Annotated in this window: 18 protein-coding genes; 6 read left to right on the forward strand and 12 right to left on the reverse strand. The window is 68.2% G+C overall.

All coding sequences use genetic code 11. The annotated features are described in order from the left end of the window. Window positions 1–147 precede the first annotated feature (147 nt). The 3 genes from ACWC0C_RS34565 (at window position 148) to ACWC0C_RS34575 (ending at window position 5,939) form a co-directional block, all read left to right on the forward strand. Entirely contained in the window at window positions 148–858 is a 711-nt protein-coding gene (locus tag ACWC0C_RS34565) for a hypothetical protein (RefSeq protein WP_450868108.1), read from the forward strand. A 382-nt stretch (window positions 859–1,240) separates the two neighbouring features. Further along, window positions 1,241–1,435, forward strand: coding sequence for a UTRA domain-containing protein (locus tag ACWC0C_RS34570; protein WP_450868110.1), 195 nt, complete (start codon window positions 1,241–1,243; stop codon window positions 1,433–1,435). A gap of 2,011 nt (window positions 1,436–3,446) precedes the next feature. Beyond that, window positions 3,447–5,939 (forward strand): phospholipase D-like domain-containing protein, encoded by a 2,493-nt coding sequence (locus ACWC0C_RS34575; protein ID WP_449199898.1) that lies wholly within the window; start codon window positions 3,447–3,449, stop codon window positions 5,937–5,939. Window positions 5,940–6,167: 228 nt separating this feature from the next. On the opposite strand, the gene ACWC0C_RS34580 is transcribed toward ACWC0C_RS34575, so the two are convergent. From ACWC0C_RS34580 to ACWC0C_RS34610, 7 genes are all read right to left on the reverse strand, one after another. Beyond that, window positions 6,168–7,037 carry an alpha/beta fold hydrolase gene (locus ACWC0C_RS34580; RefSeq protein ID WP_450868111.1) on the reverse strand — a complete coding sequence of 290 codons (870 nt, stop codon included), beginning with the start codon at window positions 7,035–7,037 and terminating at the stop codon, window positions 6,168–6,170. Between the two features lie 514 nt (window positions 7,038–7,551). Beyond that, a complete protein-coding gene (locus tag ACWC0C_RS34585) occupies window positions 7,552–8,298 on the reverse strand; it encodes a phosphotransferase family protein (protein ID WP_450868112.1) in 747 nt (248 codons plus the stop codon). A gap of 146 nt (window positions 8,299–8,444) precedes the next feature. Next, window positions 8,445–9,431, reverse strand: a complete 987-nt coding sequence (locus ACWC0C_RS34590) for an ArsR/SmtB family transcription factor (protein ID WP_450868114.1) — start codon at window positions 9,429–9,431, stop codon at window positions 8,445–8,447. Between the two features lie 133 nt (window positions 9,432–9,564). After that, window positions 9,565–9,966 carry a DUF5958 family protein gene (locus tag ACWC0C_RS34595; RefSeq protein WP_450868116.1) on the reverse strand — a complete coding sequence of 134 codons (402 nt, stop codon included), beginning with the start codon at window positions 9,964–9,966 and terminating at the stop codon, window positions 9,565–9,567. Window positions 9,967–10,336: 370 nt separating this feature from the next. Continuing rightward, entirely contained in the window at window positions 10,337–11,797 is a 1,461-nt protein-coding gene (locus tag ACWC0C_RS34600; RefSeq protein WP_450868118.1) for an FG-GAP-like repeat-containing protein, read from the reverse strand. 713 nt (window positions 11,798–12,510) lie between these two features. Next, a complete protein-coding gene (locus ACWC0C_RS34605) occupies window positions 12,511–12,711 on the reverse strand; it encodes a hypothetical protein (RefSeq protein WP_449199904.1) in 201 nt (66 codons plus the stop codon). Next, window positions 12,708–13,229: a carboxymuconolactone decarboxylase family protein gene (locus ACWC0C_RS34610; protein ID WP_450868120.1), complete on the reverse strand. Its 522-nt coding sequence runs from the start codon at window positions 13,227–13,229 to the stop codon at window positions 12,708–12,710. Before ACWC0C_RS34610 ends, ACWC0C_RS34605 begins: the two co-directional genes overlap by 4 nt. 95 nt (window positions 13,230–13,324) lie before the next feature. Between ACWC0C_RS34610 and ACWC0C_RS34615 the strand changes: the two genes are divergently transcribed. Next, a complete protein-coding gene (locus ACWC0C_RS34615; RefSeq protein WP_450868121.1) occupies window positions 13,325–13,873 on the forward strand; it encodes a TetR/AcrR family transcriptional regulator in 549 nt (182 codons plus the stop codon). Window positions 13,874–13,906: 33 nt separating this feature from the next. Here ACWC0C_RS34615 and ACWC0C_RS34620 read toward each other — a convergent pair whose 3' ends face one another. Then, the gene (locus tag ACWC0C_RS34620; RefSeq protein WP_450868122.1) at window positions 13,907–14,083 is read right to left on the reverse strand and encodes a hypothetical protein; all 177 of its coding nucleotides are present in this window, start codon (window positions 14,081–14,083) and stop codon (window positions 13,907–13,909) included. Between the two features lie 183 nt (window positions 14,084–14,266). Here ACWC0C_RS34620 and ACWC0C_RS34625 point away from each other — a divergent pair, with 183 nt between their 5' ends. Together ACWC0C_RS34625 and ACWC0C_RS34630 are read left to right on the forward strand one after the other, a co-directional pair. After that, window positions 14,267–14,668: a hypothetical protein gene (locus tag ACWC0C_RS34625; RefSeq protein WP_450868124.1), complete on the forward strand. Its 402-nt coding sequence runs from the start codon at window positions 14,267–14,269 to the stop codon at window positions 14,666–14,668. Beyond that, window positions 14,665–15,051, forward strand: a complete 387-nt coding sequence (locus tag ACWC0C_RS34630) for a hypothetical protein (protein ID WP_450868126.1) — start codon at window positions 14,665–14,667, stop codon at window positions 15,049–15,051. Before ACWC0C_RS34625 ends, ACWC0C_RS34630 begins: the two co-directional genes overlap by 4 nt. Before the next feature lie 59 nt (window positions 15,052–15,110). On the opposite strand, the gene ACWC0C_RS34635 is transcribed toward ACWC0C_RS34630, so the two are convergent. The 4 genes from ACWC0C_RS34635 to ACWC0C_RS34650 form a co-directional block, all read right to left on the reverse strand. Then, window positions 15,111–15,539 (reverse strand): hypothetical protein, encoded by a 429-nt coding sequence (locus tag ACWC0C_RS34635; RefSeq protein ID WP_450868127.1) that lies wholly within the window; start codon window positions 15,537–15,539, stop codon window positions 15,111–15,113. A 548-nt stretch (window positions 15,540–16,087) separates the two neighbouring features. Next, entirely contained in the window at window positions 16,088–16,324 is a 237-nt protein-coding gene (locus ACWC0C_RS34640; RefSeq protein WP_450868129.1) for a Scr1 family TA system antitoxin-like transcriptional regulator, read from the reverse strand. Window positions 16,325–16,432: 108 nt separating this feature from the next. After that, complete coding sequence (locus tag ACWC0C_RS34645; protein WP_450868130.1) at window positions 16,433–16,858, reverse strand: DUF4267 domain-containing protein; 426 nt, start codon at window positions 16,856–16,858, stop codon at window positions 16,433–16,435. Window positions 16,859–17,183: 325 nt separating this feature from the next. Next, window positions 17,184–17,630, reverse strand: a complete 447-nt coding sequence (locus ACWC0C_RS34650; protein WP_450868131.1) for an anthrone oxygenase family protein — start codon at window positions 17,628–17,630, stop codon at window positions 17,184–17,186. Window positions 17,631–17,649 lie beyond the last annotated feature (19 nt).

Consider the following 17,649-nt stretch of genomic DNA (forward strand, 5'->3'; position numbering starts at 1 on the left):
GCCGGGCTCTCATGAGCGCCGCCATGGAGGCCACAGGCCGCAAGCCCATGCCTCCTTCTGTCCCTCTGCCTTTACAGGTTGTGCAACCAGGGCATTACACTCGCCACACCTGACGGCACTCGTGCGGCTGGTTCGTACGCCGTGCAAGTGAGTGAGGCTTCCATGTTCGGGAAACAGATGCGGGCGTCGGAACTGCCTGAGGCAGAGGTCTATGCGACGTTCGAGCGGGTTCTCGAGCAGGGGTTGCAATCCCAGCAGGTCACTGACACGCTGCGTCGCCCTGGCGGGACACTCGACTGCGGACAGTTGCGTACGCGAGCGCTCCAGGCGCGGGACGACATCGCCGCGGCTGCGGCTGTCGAATATCGGAGCTACGTCGAGGCGCGGGCGGGCGTGGCCGCCAAGACGGGAGACCGTAGCGCGAACGACGTGTCGAAGCCCGGTGCGTTGAGCGCTGGAGGCGGCCTGCTGCCGCTGTTGGCAGTGCTCATACCGACTCTGGCCGCCGCTGCCGCAATCACCTGCTTGATCATCGGATTTACACTGCTGACCCTTGGAGGGCGCCCCTACATCGGCCACGGACTGATCACGGCGGGTCTGATTGCTGCGGCCGTGGCCGTGGGAGGGGCGGTCGGGGATCTGGGCTACCTGGTCGCGGTGGCGGTTCGCAATGGGTCGGATGATCTTGCTGACGTGCCAGAAAATGCCGCTTCCGGCGTGACGCGGGCGCGTGAGGCGTGGGAGCTGGCCCTGCTGGAACGGGGACTTCTCCCGTTTCTACTCGGTCGGATCGAAGAGAATCTCGCAGCGAACCGCGAAAACCCTCCTGACCGTCGGCCCGGGCCCGGTCTCGCCTAGGAGCAGCCTCTGGCCTGGGCGCGCAGTATCCGAGAGCCTGGGGCAGAGGCAGTTCGCTGATGGAGTGCGGTGGGCGAAGGCCAGAAAGAGACCGGAGTCGATCGGGGCGCTCGCGGTGATCCACCAGTCCCGCAGCCCGGTCTCGACGGCATCCGCTGTAGGGCGATTGCCATGGGGGAGGCCCCATCGTCAGCCGCCGGCCCCGTAGGACATAGGTTGGAACGCCGGTCACGACGTGATGCGTTTGGCCTGGCTGCTGCGGGACCTGCCTGTGGAGCTGGCGGGCGCCTGCGTTCGGACCCTGCCTCGCGGCTGCCGGCCCCGCCCCGCGTCTACCAGCCCAAGGGCGGCCGTCCGCCCAAGCACGGCAAGGAGTTCAGCCTTGCAAGGCTGCGGATTTGGACGGAACCGTCGGTGCGGCGAGATCCAGGCGGACGCGAAGCGGGCGGGCCTGCTCCGCATCGATGCGGATGAGCAGGTCCTGCGCATCGAGCGGCTAGGGCTGGACGGCGGCGTTCCCATGGGCATCGAGACGACCCACCTGTCCGTACGGCGCTTTCCGGGGCTGTGGCAGTAGCTGGCGACGTACCCATCGCTGTGCAGCTGTTGTCTCGGTACGACCGGTACGCCGAGGGCACACCGGTGGACTAGGGGTGCGCTCGGCTTACCGGGGGCTCCCGCTACAGTTCGTCGCCGCCCTGCGTCGGCCGACGCCGGAACGATCCGGCGCCGTATGACCGTGCGTCCGAGGGAGATTCAGCGGGGTGCGACCGGTCCGCTCCACGCCGTGGACGTGGACGTGGCGTTGGCCTGGACCCACGAGGGGCTCTGGCTCACCCAGGGGTAGCCCGCCGAGCGGCCGGGACTGAGCGGGGGAGCCATCGGCACCCTGTAGACCGGCGCCCGCATCCGCGAACTGTCGCTGCGGCTCCTCGCCGAGGCGCTCGGGCTGTTGTCCCGTGAGGCCGGGCGGCTACCGCCGCTGGCCCGCGCCGGGTCCCCGGCAGGTTCCCCGGATCTATGCGCAGTGGCCGAGCCGCCGTCGGCGCCCCGCCACCGGCTCGTCGGGCGAGGTGCGCCGACCGCCGTTCCAACGGCCCGTCTCGCGCGGCCGGAGCCCGACTCCGGCAGGCCCGCCGTCGTCCGACCGCCCGGGGCCGGAAGGGCTTGCCGGTGCTGCGGGTCACTCACGAGGTGCGATGCCGGTTCCTGGTTGGATGGGGCTTCGTCGACGCGCACCTCACCTCCGCGCTTCCCGGCACGCTTCCCTTCACCTCGGACATGCTCGTCCGCTCGTACATCCTCGTCCGCCGGATCCTGCGCTTCCTCGGCGGCGCTCCGGCCGTGGAAGACCCGGAGGATGCCCACGGCAGGCTGCGGGGCCTGCTCAGCACACGGCGCGTGCTCGTAGTACTCGAGAACGTCGAAAGCGAGGCGCAAGTGCGGCCGCTGTTCATAAACAGCGGGCCGGGCCCGGCCCTGGTGGCCGCACGGCCCGAACTGTCCGCGCTGCCAGCTCGCTTCCGGCACCGAATCGGTGCCCTGGAGCGGCCGGATGCTCATCGGACGCCAGCCGACCAGGTGGGGGCCGAGCGCTTCGGGCGCGGTGGCGGACAGGACGACGAGTGCGGCACAGGCCATGATCGTCCACCTACCTCTGCGGGGGATCCCTCTGCGGGACATGGGACTCCTCGTGAAAACACGGGACACTGTGCGCGGCGCGGGGCAGCACGGGAGCGACCACGTAGGGTGATTGAATGCCCGTATTTCATCACATACCGTGGCGATTTGAGGGGCTCACCATGCCGGGAAGTCAGGAACCGGGCGGCAACTCCATCCACTTGGCGACGGTGAGTAACGCCCCGCTCGTCGAGCAGGAACAGTAGCTAGAAGCCGGGCGGCGCGTCGTTCGCGGACGGCGCGGGGTGGAGTACTAGCTTGTTACGGGCTCTGCCGGTGATGGCAGTTCGATGCGGCGCTGGCTGGTGTCCACCGCGTGGGTGGTGGTGATGGGCGCCATCAAAAGGGCCTTCCTTGCCAGTTCGATCGTGCCGTTCTGCCCGGACCTGATGTCGGGGTTGGTGGCGATCTCCTGGAACTCAGCTCACCGAGGCAACCGAGCTCGTCGACCCACCGGCGCGTCGGCGTGGCACTCCTTGACGACGGCGGTCACCAGCCCTCGACGGGCAGCCACTCATCCATGCCCCGCGCCCCGTTGACCTGCGCCGTACGAAAGGCTGGGCGCCTCTTGCGGCAGTACGGGCTGCCCTTGCGTGGAAAGCGGCAGCACGCCGTGATCTCGGCCGGCAGACTGCGCGGCGACCGGCCCCGTCCGGGCCCGGCATCGTGCGGGTGACCTCCCGGTGCTGGGTCGGTCGGCACGCGAACTAGGCGCTTTGCGGCGCGGCGGGATCGAACACCCCCCCCGGATACCGGATGCCGCCGAAGCTGGCGCAGGGCCACTCCAGCACTCGGGGACGGGAGTCGGGGCGGCTTCCATGAACCCGGCGTCGACCGTTGGTCAAGAACATAAGTAAGTGCACCATAAGATGGATCTTACCTAACTTGTTTTGAACTAAAGGAAACAGATGGGCAGACAGATACGGCGTTTGGCGGCACTCGTTGCCCCTCTCGCGCTCGGTGCGGCACTGGTCGCTCCGGCCACCGCTCAGGCGGAGACCGTCGTCTCCGGAAACTACACCGCGGTGTTCAACTACCCCACGCCCACGACGTACGACTCGTCGATCAACACCTCGGTCGGCGACCTGATCGATCTCGCGGCGCCCAACTCGACGCTGTACATGGGCATGTACTGGTTCAGCAGCTCGGATCTGCAGGCGAGGCTCGCCGCCGCCCAGAGCCGCGGCGTCACGCTGCGCATCATCTCGGAGTCGGCGAACCGGGCCAGCAGCAACCTGGACAGTCTGACGCTGACGGGCAACTCCACCCTCACCTGGTGCTCCCGCGGCTGCCTGGGCAACGGCTCGGGCGACACGAACGCGATCGACCACGACAAGTACATCGTGTTCGACGCGCTCACCGACGGACGCACGAACGTCGTCTGGCAGAGCTCGCAGAACCTCGCGGGCGGCCAGGACGGCGAGATCAACAACGCGGTCGTCGTGTCCAACAACGCGACCCTCGCCTCCCGGTACCGCGCGCACTTCAACGACCAGATCAAGCATGCCGGCGACAGCCTGCACACGACGTACAACTACACCACGGGCGACCCGAACTCTCCCGTCGAGGCGTTCTTCTTCCCCCGTGACACCGCCTCGGACGCCACCCACTACGGCAACGCCGACATCCTCGCCTCGTTCATCGACAAGGTCGACTGCTCGAACGGCGGAAAGATCAGGATCTCGGCGGCCGAGCTCGACCAGCGGAGCACCCGCCCGGCCGTCTACGACGCCCTCCAGGCGAAGCGGTCCCAGGGGTGCAGCGTCGACGCGAACGTCCGTGATCTCAGCAACGGCGGCGGCAACAACGGCGTCAACGACCTGACCGCCCTGGACATCGCGGCCTACGGCAATCGCCCCGGCGGGTGCCGCTACAAGTCCTCGGCGACCGCCTCGTGCAACCACGGCACCACCCACTCCAAGTACCTGCTGACGGAGTGGACGAAGGCCGACGGCACCAAGGTCCAGCATGTGTACACGGGGTCCCACAACTGGACCTCGGGCTCGCTGAAGACGAACGACGAGACGCTGCTGCGTATCGACGACCCGACGGTCTACCAGGCCTACGTCGCCAACTTCGACAAGGTGCACTCGGGCGCCGTCGACATCGACGCCTCGAAGTACGGCTCGACGTCCCAGCACTACTCGCGGGTCAACGTGCAGGCCGGCGGCGACCAGCACTACAGCGCCATCGCCTCCGGCGGCACCTCGTCCGTCTACACCGCGGTGGTGTACGAGCAGGGCGACCGACACGACTCCTCGGACACCGAGCTGGGCACCGACGTGTACATCCGCATGTACAAGGACGGCGTCGCGCTGTGGAACGAGAAGCTGCTGAGCAACAGCGGCACCGCCGGCAACGCGACCTGGTCGCACCAGAAGCCCGACGTCGGCGTGGACGACCAGGGCAACGCGATCGTCGCGTGGGCCAAGGACGACGACGGCAACAAGTTCGCCGACATCGCCGTGGTCAAGGTGGCCCCGGACGGCACGGTGACCGCCCTGCCGCGCCCGCACGCCTCCGGTAGCGGGGACCAGCTGCGGCCGACGGTCGCGGTGGCCGGCGACGGCTCCTACACCGTCGCCTGGGAGAGCACGGCCGACGGCTCCACGCTCAACCAGATCTACGCCAGCAGCTGGTCCGGGACCGGTACGCTGCGCTACCAGGACGTCCAGGTCAGCACGATCAACTCGGGTGCAGCCGGGTCGAACCGCCGCCCCGACGCGGCGATCGACGACGCCGGGAACACCACGATCGTCTGGGAAGAGGATGCGGACGGCAACGGCGGCATCAACATCGGTCTCGCGAAGTTGAACACCTCGGGCGGCTTCGCCGTGGCCCGCAAGGTGGCCAACTCCCTCACCGACGGGCAGCAGACCGTTCCCGCGGTGGCGTCGACGGGCGACGGCCGGTTCGTCGTGGCGTGGACGGACGAGTACACCACCGGCACCGGCACGCTGGTGCGGCCGCAGCGCATCTACGACCGCGTCTTCTCCGCGACCGGCAGCGCCGCGGCGGCCGAGCAGCGGACCACCGAGGACGCCACCAGCAGCGGCCCGTACGTCGACAGCGAGCGGCCGATCTCCGACCAGGACACCGCCGATGTCGCGGTCGCCGACGACGGCAGCTTCGTGGTCGCGTGGAAGGAGTCCTTCGACGTGAACATCGGCGGGACCCTCTACGCGGGCAAGGACGACGTGTGGGCCCGCGGCTTCAACGCGGACGGCACGACGACCGGCAGGCTCCCCGCCTACCGGATGAACGTGGTGACCGGCGGCGGCCAGGGCGGCCCGGCCGTGACCCTGGCCTCGACCGGCCGGCTCGCGCTGACGTACTCGGACGACTACGACGGCAACGGCTTCAACGAGATGCGGCTGCGGGACGCGTTCAGCAACTCCTGAGTCTCGGGGAGCGCCATCACTCCTGAGCCCCGCGCAATCTGAACACCCAAGGGCGGCACCCCATCCAGGGGTGCCGCCCTTGGCACTGCGCCCGCCCTGGTCCTGACCCCCGTGCTAGATCACTCCGGGGAAGGCGGGCGTTGCCGTCGGCGCACACACGTCGGCGGTGGGGGCGGGGGAGCAAGTCTCGGCACCGTCACCGCCGCTGTTCTCCTCACCTGGCTCCGATCATGTTCTGGCAGGTGAGAGCGAGAGCGCGGCGAGTTCGCCCAGAACTCGGGCTGCCGGTGCCGGATCGACCAGCCACTTCAGGTGGCTGCTGGTGAGTGTACGGACGTCGTAGGGGTTCTCCGGCGTCAGCGCGTTGCCTTCGCGGATCATCCGGTCCTGCATGGCGAGCGGCACGCTGGTGTCCTCGGTCAGCCGGATGTACGTCTTGGGGATCCGCCCCCAGGTGTCGGCCTGTGCCCGGTCGTCGGGTGTGCCGACGTCGAGGTTCTCGTCGGGCTGGAAGGTGTTGAGGAAGACCATGAACTCCTCGTCCGTCCCGTCGGCGAGGAAGGCCGCCTTGAAGGCCGCGAGGGCGCCGGGGTCGGCGGTGCGGAAGTTGGAGCGCAGCAGCCCGAGCTCGGCAGGGTTCCCGACCATCGCCGATGCGATCCCTGTGGCGTCGACCGTGGCCATTTCGGGCTCGGCGTAGTAGGCGCTCACGTCGAGGTCGACGGGGCACCAGGCGGAGACGTAGACGATGCGGTCGATCAGGTCGGGCCGCTGGTTGGCTGCGACGGTGGCCGTCATGCCGCCGCGGCTGTGGGAGACGAGGATGACGGGCCCGTTCCGCTTGGCCCGCTCCAGTATTCCGATGAGGTGCGCGGCGTTGTCGGCGAGCGTGACGCCCCTGATGGCCCCGGGCGCGGTGGCGAGCCCTTCGATGTCCTGTGGTGCTTGGTACGCGCGCGGGTACGTCGCGGCGAACCCGTGCCCTGGAAGGTCGACGGCGACGGAGCGGTGTCCAAGGAGGCCGAGTTCGGCTTGGAGTGGTGCGAAGGAGAAGGAGTTCGCGAAAGCTCCGTGAACCAGTACGAACGTCGGGTGCATCTATTTGCTCACTTTCTAGCCTCTGCGGGCGTTCGGTGGCACGCCCGTCGCCTGTTCCGGCGCTGCGAACCACCTCGCGGCCGAGGTAACGAGTCGTCATCGCGTGACGCATCATCCCTGCCGCAGAGGCGTCTTCGTGTATGGCAGGCGTCAGCGGTCAAGCGCGGAGTCAGGAGCGCGAATTCCGAACGGCTGTCCGTCATCCGATGGTTCACAGTACTCAGTGAAAGATCATCCGTCCTACTGGGACGAGTCCTTCCGCTTGTGCACTACGGCTGGTCGCCTTGATCGCGCACCAGGTACTGACCCTCTACGGCCTGTCGATCCGCGGCAAGCGCGGCCAGCCACTGCGCCGCCCCAAGCACCTACGCTGCTTGCGTTCGTCACCCTCGGCTGCGCCGTCATCTGCTGGCTACGACTGAGCACCGCACTTTGTTGAGAGTAAGGGCAGCCGATGCGCCCCAGGGGATGGCCTGCTCGATGCGTCAGACGTAGCAGTCGGGCTCGCGCAGCCTCACATCCGGGATCTCAGCACGTCGACCTCACAGCCCGGCGCGAAAGGGTCGAAGCCGTGCTCGATCAGCCAGCGAACCACCAGCAGGCTTCGCAACGACCACCACCCGTGGATCACGTCGAGGTCGATGTCGATGCCATAGCCGGCGATGACGTCGTCGAGGTGCTCCTCGTGTCCGAGCGTGAAGGTGGCGAGGTCGTACAGGGCATCACCCTGGCCCGCCTCGGACCAGTCGATGATGCCCGTGACCTCGTCGCCGTCGACGAAGACGTGCGCGATCTGCAGGTCGCCGTGCGTGAACGCCGGCGTCCACGGCCGGAGCGCGGCTTCGGCGACCTGGCGGTTGCGGGTGACCAGATCGGCGGGCAGGACGCCGTTCGTCACGAGCAACTCGCACTCGTCGTCGAGTTCCGCCGCCAGCTCGACGATGCTCCGGCCAGCCCGACCCGGCCGGGACGGCAGCGGCGCGTCGTGCAGCTTCCGGATGGCGGCGCCCGCCGCGGCCCACGCCGCCGGCGCCCCGGTCGAAGGCCCGCCGAGGCGCCCAAGCGTCGTCCCCGGGAGTGCGGCGATCGCGAGCACGGGCGGCTTGCGCCACAAGACCTCCGGGGTCGGGACCGGCGCGAGGGACATGGCCTCGACCTCGACGTCGATGCGCGCCTGATCGGCGTCGACCTTCAGGAATACGTCGCCGACGCGCAGAGTCGCGCGCTCGGAATGGGCGACGACGACTTTGACCTCGTCCATGGGCGACCAGTATCCCGGGGATGTTCGCCGACGTCGCCGGGTTTATGGCGTGCGATTACGCGGCTGACCGCGTCCCGCTACCCAGCGGCTTCGTGCACGACACCGACCTCTGACCAGGTCAAGCCCACCGCTTGTGTCAGGGGTCCTTACAGCAAACCGGCCCCGCGCGAGGTCTGCTGATACAAGACGCGGCTTCGGATACGGGTCCTGGTGACCAGTCCGGAACGGTGCAGGATCCCGAGGTGGTAGGAGACGCTGCTCGCGGCCAGGAAGTGGCGCTCGGACAGTTCCGTGGTCGTGCGTGGGATCTCGAGGTCGGACAGGAGCTTGGCTCGGGTCACTCCCAGCAGTGCGCCGGCGGGGGACGTTGTCGCGGGTGCGGCGCCGGGCCCGGGACAGGCGGGGTAGACCAGCATCGGCTGTCGGCGTAGCGGTCCGGGGGGAAGCGGGTCGATGATCATGTGGAGGTCGGTGTTGAACACGGAGGGCGTGAGGACGAGGGAGGTGTTGTCGGCGATCTGGCCCCGGAAGCGGGTGACCAGACGTAGATGGTCACCGCTCCACATGATCCGGGGATGGAGACTGGTGAGCATGCCGGCCAGGCCGTCCCGAGCGGTTGTCTGGGCTCGTCGGGCGATGTCCGCCTCGATCCGGGCGCGCAGGGGCGCCCAGTTCGGCCCGATCGCCGTGTGCCACAGCTGGTCCAGTTCCGAGGCCATCCGTTCGGCGAATGCGCGCTCGCCCTGTTGCACCGCATCGAGCACGGATCTGGGGGCGAGGCCGCCTTGTACGCGCATCGCCCGGTTCCCGTCGATCATGATCTTGAGCTCGGTGCTCAGCCGCTCAGGACCGGCGCTGGCCACTTCGTGTAACTCGTCCTGGACGGCCATCTCCGGGGTGTGGGGCTGTGGGGTGAGGAAGTCCGGGACGTAGTCCCACGATCCGCCGAACAAGGACCCGAGCAAGGTCAGCTTCTCGTTGCGGATCGTCTCCCGCAGACGAGCGCTCCACCCTTGATTGCGGGACGCCGTGTTCTGCCGTACCAGCCACAGGGCATCGATGGTGTTGCCGAGCGGCGAAATAGCAAGGCGCGTGTTCGCCAGAGTGTGTGCGTCCATGTCGATGCGCAGCACGGCCACCCCCCCCCGTTGGACCTGCCTGTGTACGTGGCTCCGCCCATGACCTGATCGAACCAAGAGGGCCGCCACACCTACATCATTGTGCACTCAATCTGCCCTCGGCCAGAGCCCGCTGGAGTCGTTGCTGCTATGTCTCCTCAGCTGTGGGAGGCAGATTGTGCCATGCGTGTCTGCATGTGCCTTTGCAGTGCGTTTTACTCCGGCGGGTGTCGGCGACGCTGAACACGGAGACGATCACTCGGAATGCCTTGATGTGTTCGTCGGCGGGGAGGTCGGCGAAAGTGCTGCGGGGCGGGTCCATGCAGATCATCACTGAGGGGTTGGCTGTGGGTTCCCCCCGGAGCGTGCCACTTCGGCGCGTCCGTCCGGTCATTTCTTGATCATTCCACGTTGACGGTTCGGGGCGGGGGACCGCCCGGCCCGGCCGTACCCGTGGCCGGGCCGGTGTCTGCGACCAGGCCGGTATCTGCGGCGGCCCGGAGCCGCACACGGTCCCCCCGGCCGAAGCCTGGCACTCCGGCGCCGACATGTGGAGCGCGGATCAGCGCAAGGCCTTCGGCAACGGCCCGAAGGACCCCCCAACTGCTCATGCCGTCGCAGTCGCCCAACAGCTCGAAGCCCGATAGCGGGCCGGCCGACTGCAAGCCCACCAACCACGCCTTCTGGTGCACCTACGCCAAGGACTCCACGCCCGTGAAGCCGGTGTGGAAGCTGACCACGACCTCCCCGGAGGAGCCGGCATCGTCCTCCCTGGGGCCCTTGCACGAACTGATCCGGTCCTGCAGTTCGCGTCGGGCCGCTCGCCATGGGCCGGTGGCGAGCGGCGAGCGGCCCGAGGGAGGCATTCGGCGCCGAACCGATGGCGACGTGGGCGTGGACTCTTCAGTGCCGAGTACCGGTCAGCGGGTGAGTACGCCGAACTCGTTCCCGGTCCAGGGGATCTGGGAGTCCACCGGGGGCTTCACCACGCGGGTGGGTGCGGTCCCGGCGACCTTGCCGTCGTTCGTTCCGACCGACCAGACCTCCGATGTGTTCGCCCGGACCGGGAAAGTGATTTCGGGCTGCCTGTCTCCGTTGAGGTCGGTGGTCTTGAGTAGTTGGGGGATGCGGTAGACGCCGGCGGGGCGGGGCAGGCCGGCCGTGTTGTAGGCGTAGAACGCGGCTCCGGTGCCGGTCACTCCCTTGGTCGAGCCCTTGAGTACGTACATGCCGCCCCCACTGATGTAGCAGTGTTCGCAGGTGGCGTGGTGCTCGCCGGGAGCGCCGACGATCAGCTCGGGGTAGCCGTCCCGGTTGAGGTCGCCCGCGGCGACGTCGATGCCGAAGCCGTCCCCCGCCTCCACGCCGCCCGGGATGCCGGTGCTGTCCTCGGTGAACGTCTTGGTGACGCGGTTCTCGTCCACGCCGCCGGACGCGCCGTAGCTGATCTGGACCCGGCCTGCGTGGCGCTCGGAGTCCCTGTCGTACGCCGAGTCGCCCACCGCGACGTCGCCGTATCCGTCCTTGTCGAAGTCGGCGATCACGACGCTGTCACCGCCCTGAACGGTGGCCGGGGTCTGGCGCAGCCCGGACGCACCTCCGAGCAGCACCCGGCCCCTTCTGCGCTCCTCGCCGAGCACCACGAGGTCGTCGGCGGGGCCCTTGTTGATCCGGCCCACGGCCAGCCGCTTCTGGGCGTCCGTGTAATTGAACATGGCGCCCACGTCCACCGGCTGGACCGAGGCAGGCGTGCCGTCCGCCGTGAAGGGCCCCCGGTACAGGCGGATCGCCATGGAGTAGCCGACGATCAGGTCGGTCTTGCCGTCTCCGGTGAAGTCGCCGGCCTTGAGCACCGTGCCGAAACCAGGTCCGGCCTCACTGCCGGGTATCCGGGCGCCGCTCCTGAGGCCGGTGGGGCTGCCCCAGAGCAGGGAGACCTCGTCGAGCGTCTTGGAGCGCGAGGCGACCGCGAGGTCCGCGTAGCCGTCGGCGTTGAAGTCGCCGTTGGCGAGCGTTCGGCCGAACCGCTGGTCCTGCCCCGCGTCGCCCGGCACGCCGGGGCTGTTCTGGGTGACGGCCTTCAGGCCGGTCTTCTGGGCGCCGTACTTCGAGCCGTACGAAACGGTGACGTAGCCCGCGCTCAGGGCCCGGGTGGGATTCCCGTCCGGACCGGGGACGTTCACCGCGCCGTCCGGGGCGCCGATCGCGAGATCGTGGTACCCGTCACCGTTGAAATCGTCGGCGTACCGGGTGGGCGCGGGACCCGTGGTAGCGGCTTGGGCCTGGGTACCACCGGCGGAGGCCGGCAGGCCCCCGGTCAGGGCCGTGATCGTCGTGGCCGCCGCGGCGATCACGACGGCACGACGGATATGGCTGCGCACTTCCGTTCCCCCATATATGAACTCGATTGATTGCACCCCCAAGACCGTTGACGGGCCGGAAGGGTTGTGCGGATCTTGGTGGTTCGTTTCCAGTCGCTCGGCACCGGCGTACGACGGTCCACCGGGAGCCTTCGCACACTGTCAGGGGGAGCCCCACCCCACAGCCGTCGGCATCGGAGCGGGAGTGCGAGCGGAACAGGGCGGCGATCGATAGCGGGCAGACGTTCCGCTCCGGCAGCCCTCGGACTGGCGGAGGCGGCTCGGGCCCTCACCGTCCAGCACCCGCCTCGCCCGCTGAACTACCCGCCGGGCGCGGTGCCATCGGTCACGGACAAGCCCCGAGGATAAGGGGTGCTGAAGGGTCATAGCGGACACCACGGGCTCGCGCGAACAGACTGCGGGCACGGGGTGCTCCCGCAGGGCGGCGTCCGTCTCGTACCCGCCGCCGGGCCCCGCACCACCCACATCCTCTGGGTCGGCGTCCTCGCGGCCGCCCGCACTTCAACAGCCATGACCGATTGCCCGCCGCGGGCTTGGTGGTGGCCGTACTCCTCAGCGCGCTGCGGGTCACGGTGCCACCACATCCGTTCTCCCCGGGGTGCGGTCGCCCTGCAGGAGAGAAGCGACCGCGATCAGAAAAGGCGGTGGGCTCGGATCCTCTTCTCGGGGAGGCGCGCCTCTGGGGCGCCTTGGCGCCCCAGAGGCGGATCCGGTCAGGATTCGCTGGTGATCAGGCGCACGGCCGGGGCCGACACCAGCTGGCTGCCGGGCACTTCGGGAATCCGGACGTTGACGAAGCCGCCCTCGATCGCGAACTCGATGCCGTCGGCGCGGTCGACGGGGCGGCCCTCGGCGTCCTTGAGGGTGTAGCCGGACACGAGCTCGATTGCGCCCTTGCGCCAGTCGCGGTTCACGCCGCTACCTCCGGGAAGTCCAGGTCGGGCTGGGCAAGGTGGTTGAAGTAGTTCGACAGGGTGTTCAGTGCGATGTGGGCGACGATCTCCGCGAGTTCGGCGTCGGTCACCCCGGCGGCGCGGGCGTCGGCCAGTGCCTTGTCCTCGACCTGGCCGCCGGTGCGCATGATCTCGCGGGCGAGGTGCAGGATCGCGTCGGCGTGCGGGTCGGTGTCGTCCGCCGCCTGGCGGGTGCGGGTCAGCTGCTCGTCGGTCAGGCCGAGCTTGTGGCCGCGCAGTGTGTGGGCGCTGACGCAGTACGTGCAGTGGTTCTGCTGCGCGACCAGCAGCGCGAGCTGCTCCCTCAGTCGGGTGCGCAGGACGCCCCGGGCGAGGTGGTCACGCAGGGCCAGGTAGCCGCCGAGGGCGGCCGGGCCGTTGGCGAGCGCGGCATAGAGGTTGGGTACGCGGCCGAGCTGGCGGTGGGTTTCGTCGAGCAGACCCGAAGAGTCTGCGGTGAACTGGGGCATACGGGGCATTACGACCTCCAGATGGTACCGACCGGTTCCGTTTTGGCTGAGCCAGACGGTACTGATCGGTTCCGTCTTCGTCAAGATCGGGATACACTGGGCCCATGGCCACCCGAGCACGCGAACGCCTCCTCGACGCCGCCGAGGATCTCTTCTACGCCGAGGGCATTCGGGCCGTCGGCGTGGAGCGCATCCTGACCGAGTCCGGAGTCGGCCGGGCCTCCTTCTACCGGCACTTCGCCGGCAAGGACGACCTGGTGGTGGCGGTGCTGCAGCGACGCGACCGGGCCTGGCGTACCTGGCTTGCCGAGAGAGTGGACGCGCTCGGCGGGCAGCCCCTGGACGTTTTCGACGCGCTGGCCGAGCGTTTCGCAACTGCCGACTTCCGCGGCTGCGCCTTCATCAACACCATGGTTGAGACCGCCGACACGGGCAGTTCCGCGTACCGGGTCGCGGCCGAGCACAAGGAGCGCGTCACGTCGTATGTCGCGGGCCTTCTCGGGGGCGCGGGTCACGAAGATGCCGAGGCACTCGCGCGGCGCTTCGTCCTGCTGATGGACGGGGCGATCGTCACCGCGCTGCGGGAACGAACCACCGCCCCGGCCGCCGAGGCACGGGCGGTGGCGGCAGCCGTGCTGGGCGGGGCGGCTTGAATTGCCGCTTCCGCATTCGCGTCCCAGCCATCACTACTGCACCTGCCCTTGCCGGAATTCTTGTCCGTTGTCGAGGCGGGTGATCTGCCCTGGATCGGTGATGGCTTCGGGCAAGGGATGCAGCGGTCGGGCGTTCGCTATGCCGCGGTAGAGCCGGTGTCCGTTGGAGAAGTCTTCGAACTCGCGCAGGGTGTGCCGCTGGGTGTTCAAGTACCAAAGCGCCCTGGCCAAGCAACGTTCATTCGTCTCCGCTCAGAGGCTGCAGACCAGCGAGACGCCGCAGGCCCTGCAACCGTCCAGCGAGGCCGGCGAGCAGAAGATCGCTCAGGGGTCCGGCCAGAGTGCGTCGTCGATGCAGGCAACGCCGCTGCGAAAGAGCGGATCCTCGCCGCCGTGGCCCTCACCAAGGAACGGCGCCGGGCGATGCCGGACACCCACACAACCGCCGGCAAGGTGATCAACCACTTCAGCTTCTGCCGCTGGCGCTACAACACAGCCATCAAGCTCAACGGCCAGGGTGAGGTCGAAGGCACGGTCCGGTTCCGGGAGACCGAAATCGACACCGGCTCCGACAACATGCGGGTCGCGACCATCGAAGCGCACACCTGCAAGGTCGCCGACATCTCCTCGAACCGCTTCACCGAGACGGTTGGGGCCTGGCGGGATGAGTCCATCGCCTACGGCCTGGTGTCTGCCAAGGGCACCGGCACAGGCCACGACGACATCGCGACCGGCGTGTACCAGCACCACTGGAGGTCGCTGGCGACGGTAGCAAGTTCTACGACCAGGGGGTGACCTTCGACCGTGTCGTGCCGGTGTTCTCCTACGACCGCGCCGAGTGCGACACTGCGGGCGTCACGAACCACGTCTACGACGCGCTGTACCGGCCGCAGGCCACCTACCCGCACAAGGCCGACAAGGTGATCCCGGGCGACATCTGGACGGTCGGCCGCCCCTGCACCGCAACTGGGCCGACTACGACGCTGCCGCAGCCGGCGTGCCGGGGCCTGAGTCGTCCCAGTGACAGCTACATGGAGGGCGCCGGCCTGAGTGACGGGAACTTCTCCGTCCGCTACGTGCTGGGTGCCGAGAACAGCAAGGCTGGCTCGGAGTTGTCCGACTGGTACGGCGGTGACCGGATCCTGCACAACCACGCGTACGGCATCTTCGTGAATTAACCAGCCTGCGCCAGCAGCGGGGGCGGACCGTCCGGCCGCCCCGGACCTCCCAGAAGGGGTCAGCGCATGTTCAGTGGGGGCTTTCCTTTCGTACGGGCCATGTGCCCTCGTCGGCTGCTGGTTTCGGAGGGAGTCGGCGGTTCCTGCGCTGCGGAGGGAACGAAGACGATCACATACGCCTCGAAGCCCTCACGAACACCCGATTCCTCGCGCTCCGTAGCAGCGTTGAGTCGTCCGTGGGAGTCGCTCCGGCCCTGTGACCATACCTGTGCGCGGTAGATACGGGACGGATCCAAGTCCACAAACTGCTCACCCGGTTCAGCTTGCCGACCGAACACCTCAATCGATTCACGAGCTTGCCGGGCCGGGCCGTTCATCGTGTCAAACGCTGCCATGCGGCCCTTGTAGACCGGCTGGTAGTCCACCGAAGCGACCAGGGTCCAGACCGGGCCTGGCGCCTCGTCCAGTTGGTCGTTGACGGCCAACACGACCGGAGCAGTGTGCTCCTGAACCCGCGACGTCACGACGAGCTGGCCGGGAGCCGTGATGACCGGTTCGGAAGTGTGGAAATCCGGCTTGCTCTCCCTGCGCTCGAAGCCTCGTTCCCAACGTCGCCTACTGAGAAGTGGCTGTAGGCGATGCTGACTGCTCCTACCTCGCTGATCTCTACACGTCGGCTTTGTTCAGTATCCGAAGGTGCGAGGTCTCCTGCGCGACGGCCGGTGCTACGAGCTCACGCCGCTAGCCTCCCCGCTGCTTGACAAACGGCATTAGGAATCAGCGACATCACTCTCGCGTGGAACGAGGCGATCTCACCGATGAGCAACAGACGTTCTCGAAACTCGCCTGCAAAGCCAGCCACTGCATACGCGGCGTTGTGGCCGTCAGGTGTGGCGGTGCTGCTCGATGAGGTCGTCTATGAGTACCAGGGTGTCGGTCTGGGAGAGTGTCCTGTCGTGCAGGTCCCCGAAGCACCGCTGATAGTGGCACAGGAGTTCAAAGTCGTCCCGGATCGTGAGTGCGCCTCCTGGCTCTGTCAGGCCGTGAGGGGCAGGGCGCGCAGATCGGCCTTCCTGCGCGTGGCCAGGCCCTTGAGGAATTCCAGTTGCCTGACCATGGTCGTCGGTCCCCCCACCTGGCGGCGCAGCGCCGCCTCGTCCAGGATCATCTGCAGTTGCGGGCCGTTCTCGCTGAGGATGCGTCCCTGGAGGCGGGTAGTGCCGCTCTCGTAGCTGAGGTAGTGGCTGAGTGCATGGCCGGTGAGGTCGTTCATGGCCCTCAGGTCGTCCGTCAGTTGCGAGCGAGTCGCGCACGAAGGTCTACCGGGCCACGGCCTGGAACGGGGCGAAACCCACGGATTGATCACGACCCGATCCGCGCCCTAGACGGGCTGTGGGGTGGGTGTTGCCGGAGCGGCCGCGACCTTGCGGGTCTCGCGCATTATCAGCAGGCCGTTGACCACCATCAGTGTCGCGGTCAGGCAGTGGACGCCGAGCGCGGTGGCCACGGAGCCGTGGTGGGCCAGCACGGTGGCCATGTCGCCGTACGCGGCGAGGGCCTCCACCAGCAGCACCCAGCCCAGCGCCCGGCGGTGGCCCGTCACCAGCAGGATGCCCAGGACCAGGGCCAAGACGACGTCGCGGATTCCCTTGATGATCAGGAAGCCGTCGCCGTCGCCGGACGGCCAGTTCGGCAGGCCGAAGCCCGGCGCCGTCGTCTCCGGGCTCAGGATGAACTCCCCCCCGAACCAGAGGATGAAGAGGATGAAGGCGGCGGCCAGGACGGTGTTGATCTTCTTCAGCGACATTGTTCTTCTCCTTGCGAGTCCTCGTCGGCTTGGTGAGCTTCGTGGAGCTTGCTGAGTCCTGTGGGGCCTGATCGGGCCACGCGGACGCGGCTGATCGAGGGGTGTAGTTTGCCGGGATCGCAGTTGTGGGATCTGAGCGGAAGCTGCGTTCCCGAATGTCGGGGTTTCGTTGGCCAGCTGCCGCCAGGGGAGTGGGGATTGCGCCACCGGCGCGGCGTCGGCCTGCGGGTCAGAAGTCCGAAGCCCTCTCGGGCTCACCCCGGACGGGGCAAAAAGCCGTCGGCATACGGGGGAGAACCAGCGCACGTCGGGGGCAGCGGCGGTATCAGACGAGGGCGGTGGCGAGCAGGGCGAAGGCGGCGATGATGACGGCGACGCGGACGTAGTGGAAGCGGTCCCAGCGGTTCATCTGCTCCTTCCAGTCGGCAGGCCGGTTCTCGGGGGTCCACGTCTTGCCCCGGTTGTTGATCGGGACGAGCAGCAGCACCGACATGACCACGCTGACGATCAGCAGTCCGGTGGCGGTGGCGACGAGTCCGGCGCCGTGGTGGTGCCACCCGGCGACGGCCCAGATCGCACTGAGGGCGAGCGAGCCGATGTACCAGAACGGCATCAGGGCGCCGAGCATCCGGCCGCCGTGGGCGCGGCCGAGCTGGCCGCTGTCCTCGGGAAGCGCGTCCAGGATCCGGTTCATGATGAAGGCGACGGAGAACTCCACCCCCACCATCAGGCCGACGACGACGGTGGTGACGACCTCGAGTGCGTTGAGCATGGCGATCCCTCCGTGAACT

The sequence above is a fragment of the Streptomyces sp. NPDC001709 genome (assembly GCF_053596375.1).

Excerpts from the sequence above, each read along its gene's own strand:
- ACWC0C_RS34645 (WP_450868130.1), bottom strand. The coding sequence starts at position 16,858 with ATGTCGCTGAAGAAGATCAACACCGTCCTGGCCGCCGCCTTCATCCTC.
- ACWC0C_RS34575 (WP_449199898.1), top strand. The coding sequence starts at position 3,447 with ATGGGCAGACAGATACGGCGTTTGGCGGCACTCGTTGCCCCTCTCGCG.
- ACWC0C_RS34595 (WP_450868116.1), bottom strand. The coding sequence starts at position 9,966 with ATGTCGGCGCCGGAGTGCCAGGCTTCGGCCGGGGGGACCGTGTGCGGC.
- ACWC0C_RS34650 (WP_450868131.1), bottom strand. The coding sequence starts at position 17,630 with ATGCTCAACGCACTCGAGGTCGTCACCACCGTCGTCGTCGGCCTGATG.
- ACWC0C_RS34580 (WP_450868111.1), bottom strand. The coding sequence starts at position 7,037 with ATGCACCCGACGTTCGTACTGGTTCACGGAGCTTTCGCGAACTCCTTC.
- ACWC0C_RS34585 (WP_450868112.1), bottom strand. The coding sequence starts at position 8,298 with ATGGACGAGGTCAAAGTCGTCGTCGCCCATTCCGAGCGCGCGACTCTG.
- ACWC0C_RS34610 (WP_450868120.1), bottom strand. The coding sequence starts at position 13,229 with ATGCCCCGTATGCCCCAGTTCACCGCAGACTCTTCGGGTCTGCTCGAC.
- ACWC0C_RS34615 (WP_450868121.1), top strand. The coding sequence starts at position 13,325 with ATGGCCACCCGAGCACGCGAACGCCTCCTCGACGCCGCCGAGGATCTC.
- ACWC0C_RS34640 (WP_450868129.1), bottom strand. The coding sequence starts at position 16,324 with ATGAACGACCTCACCGGCCATGCACTCAGCCACTACCTCAGCTACGAG.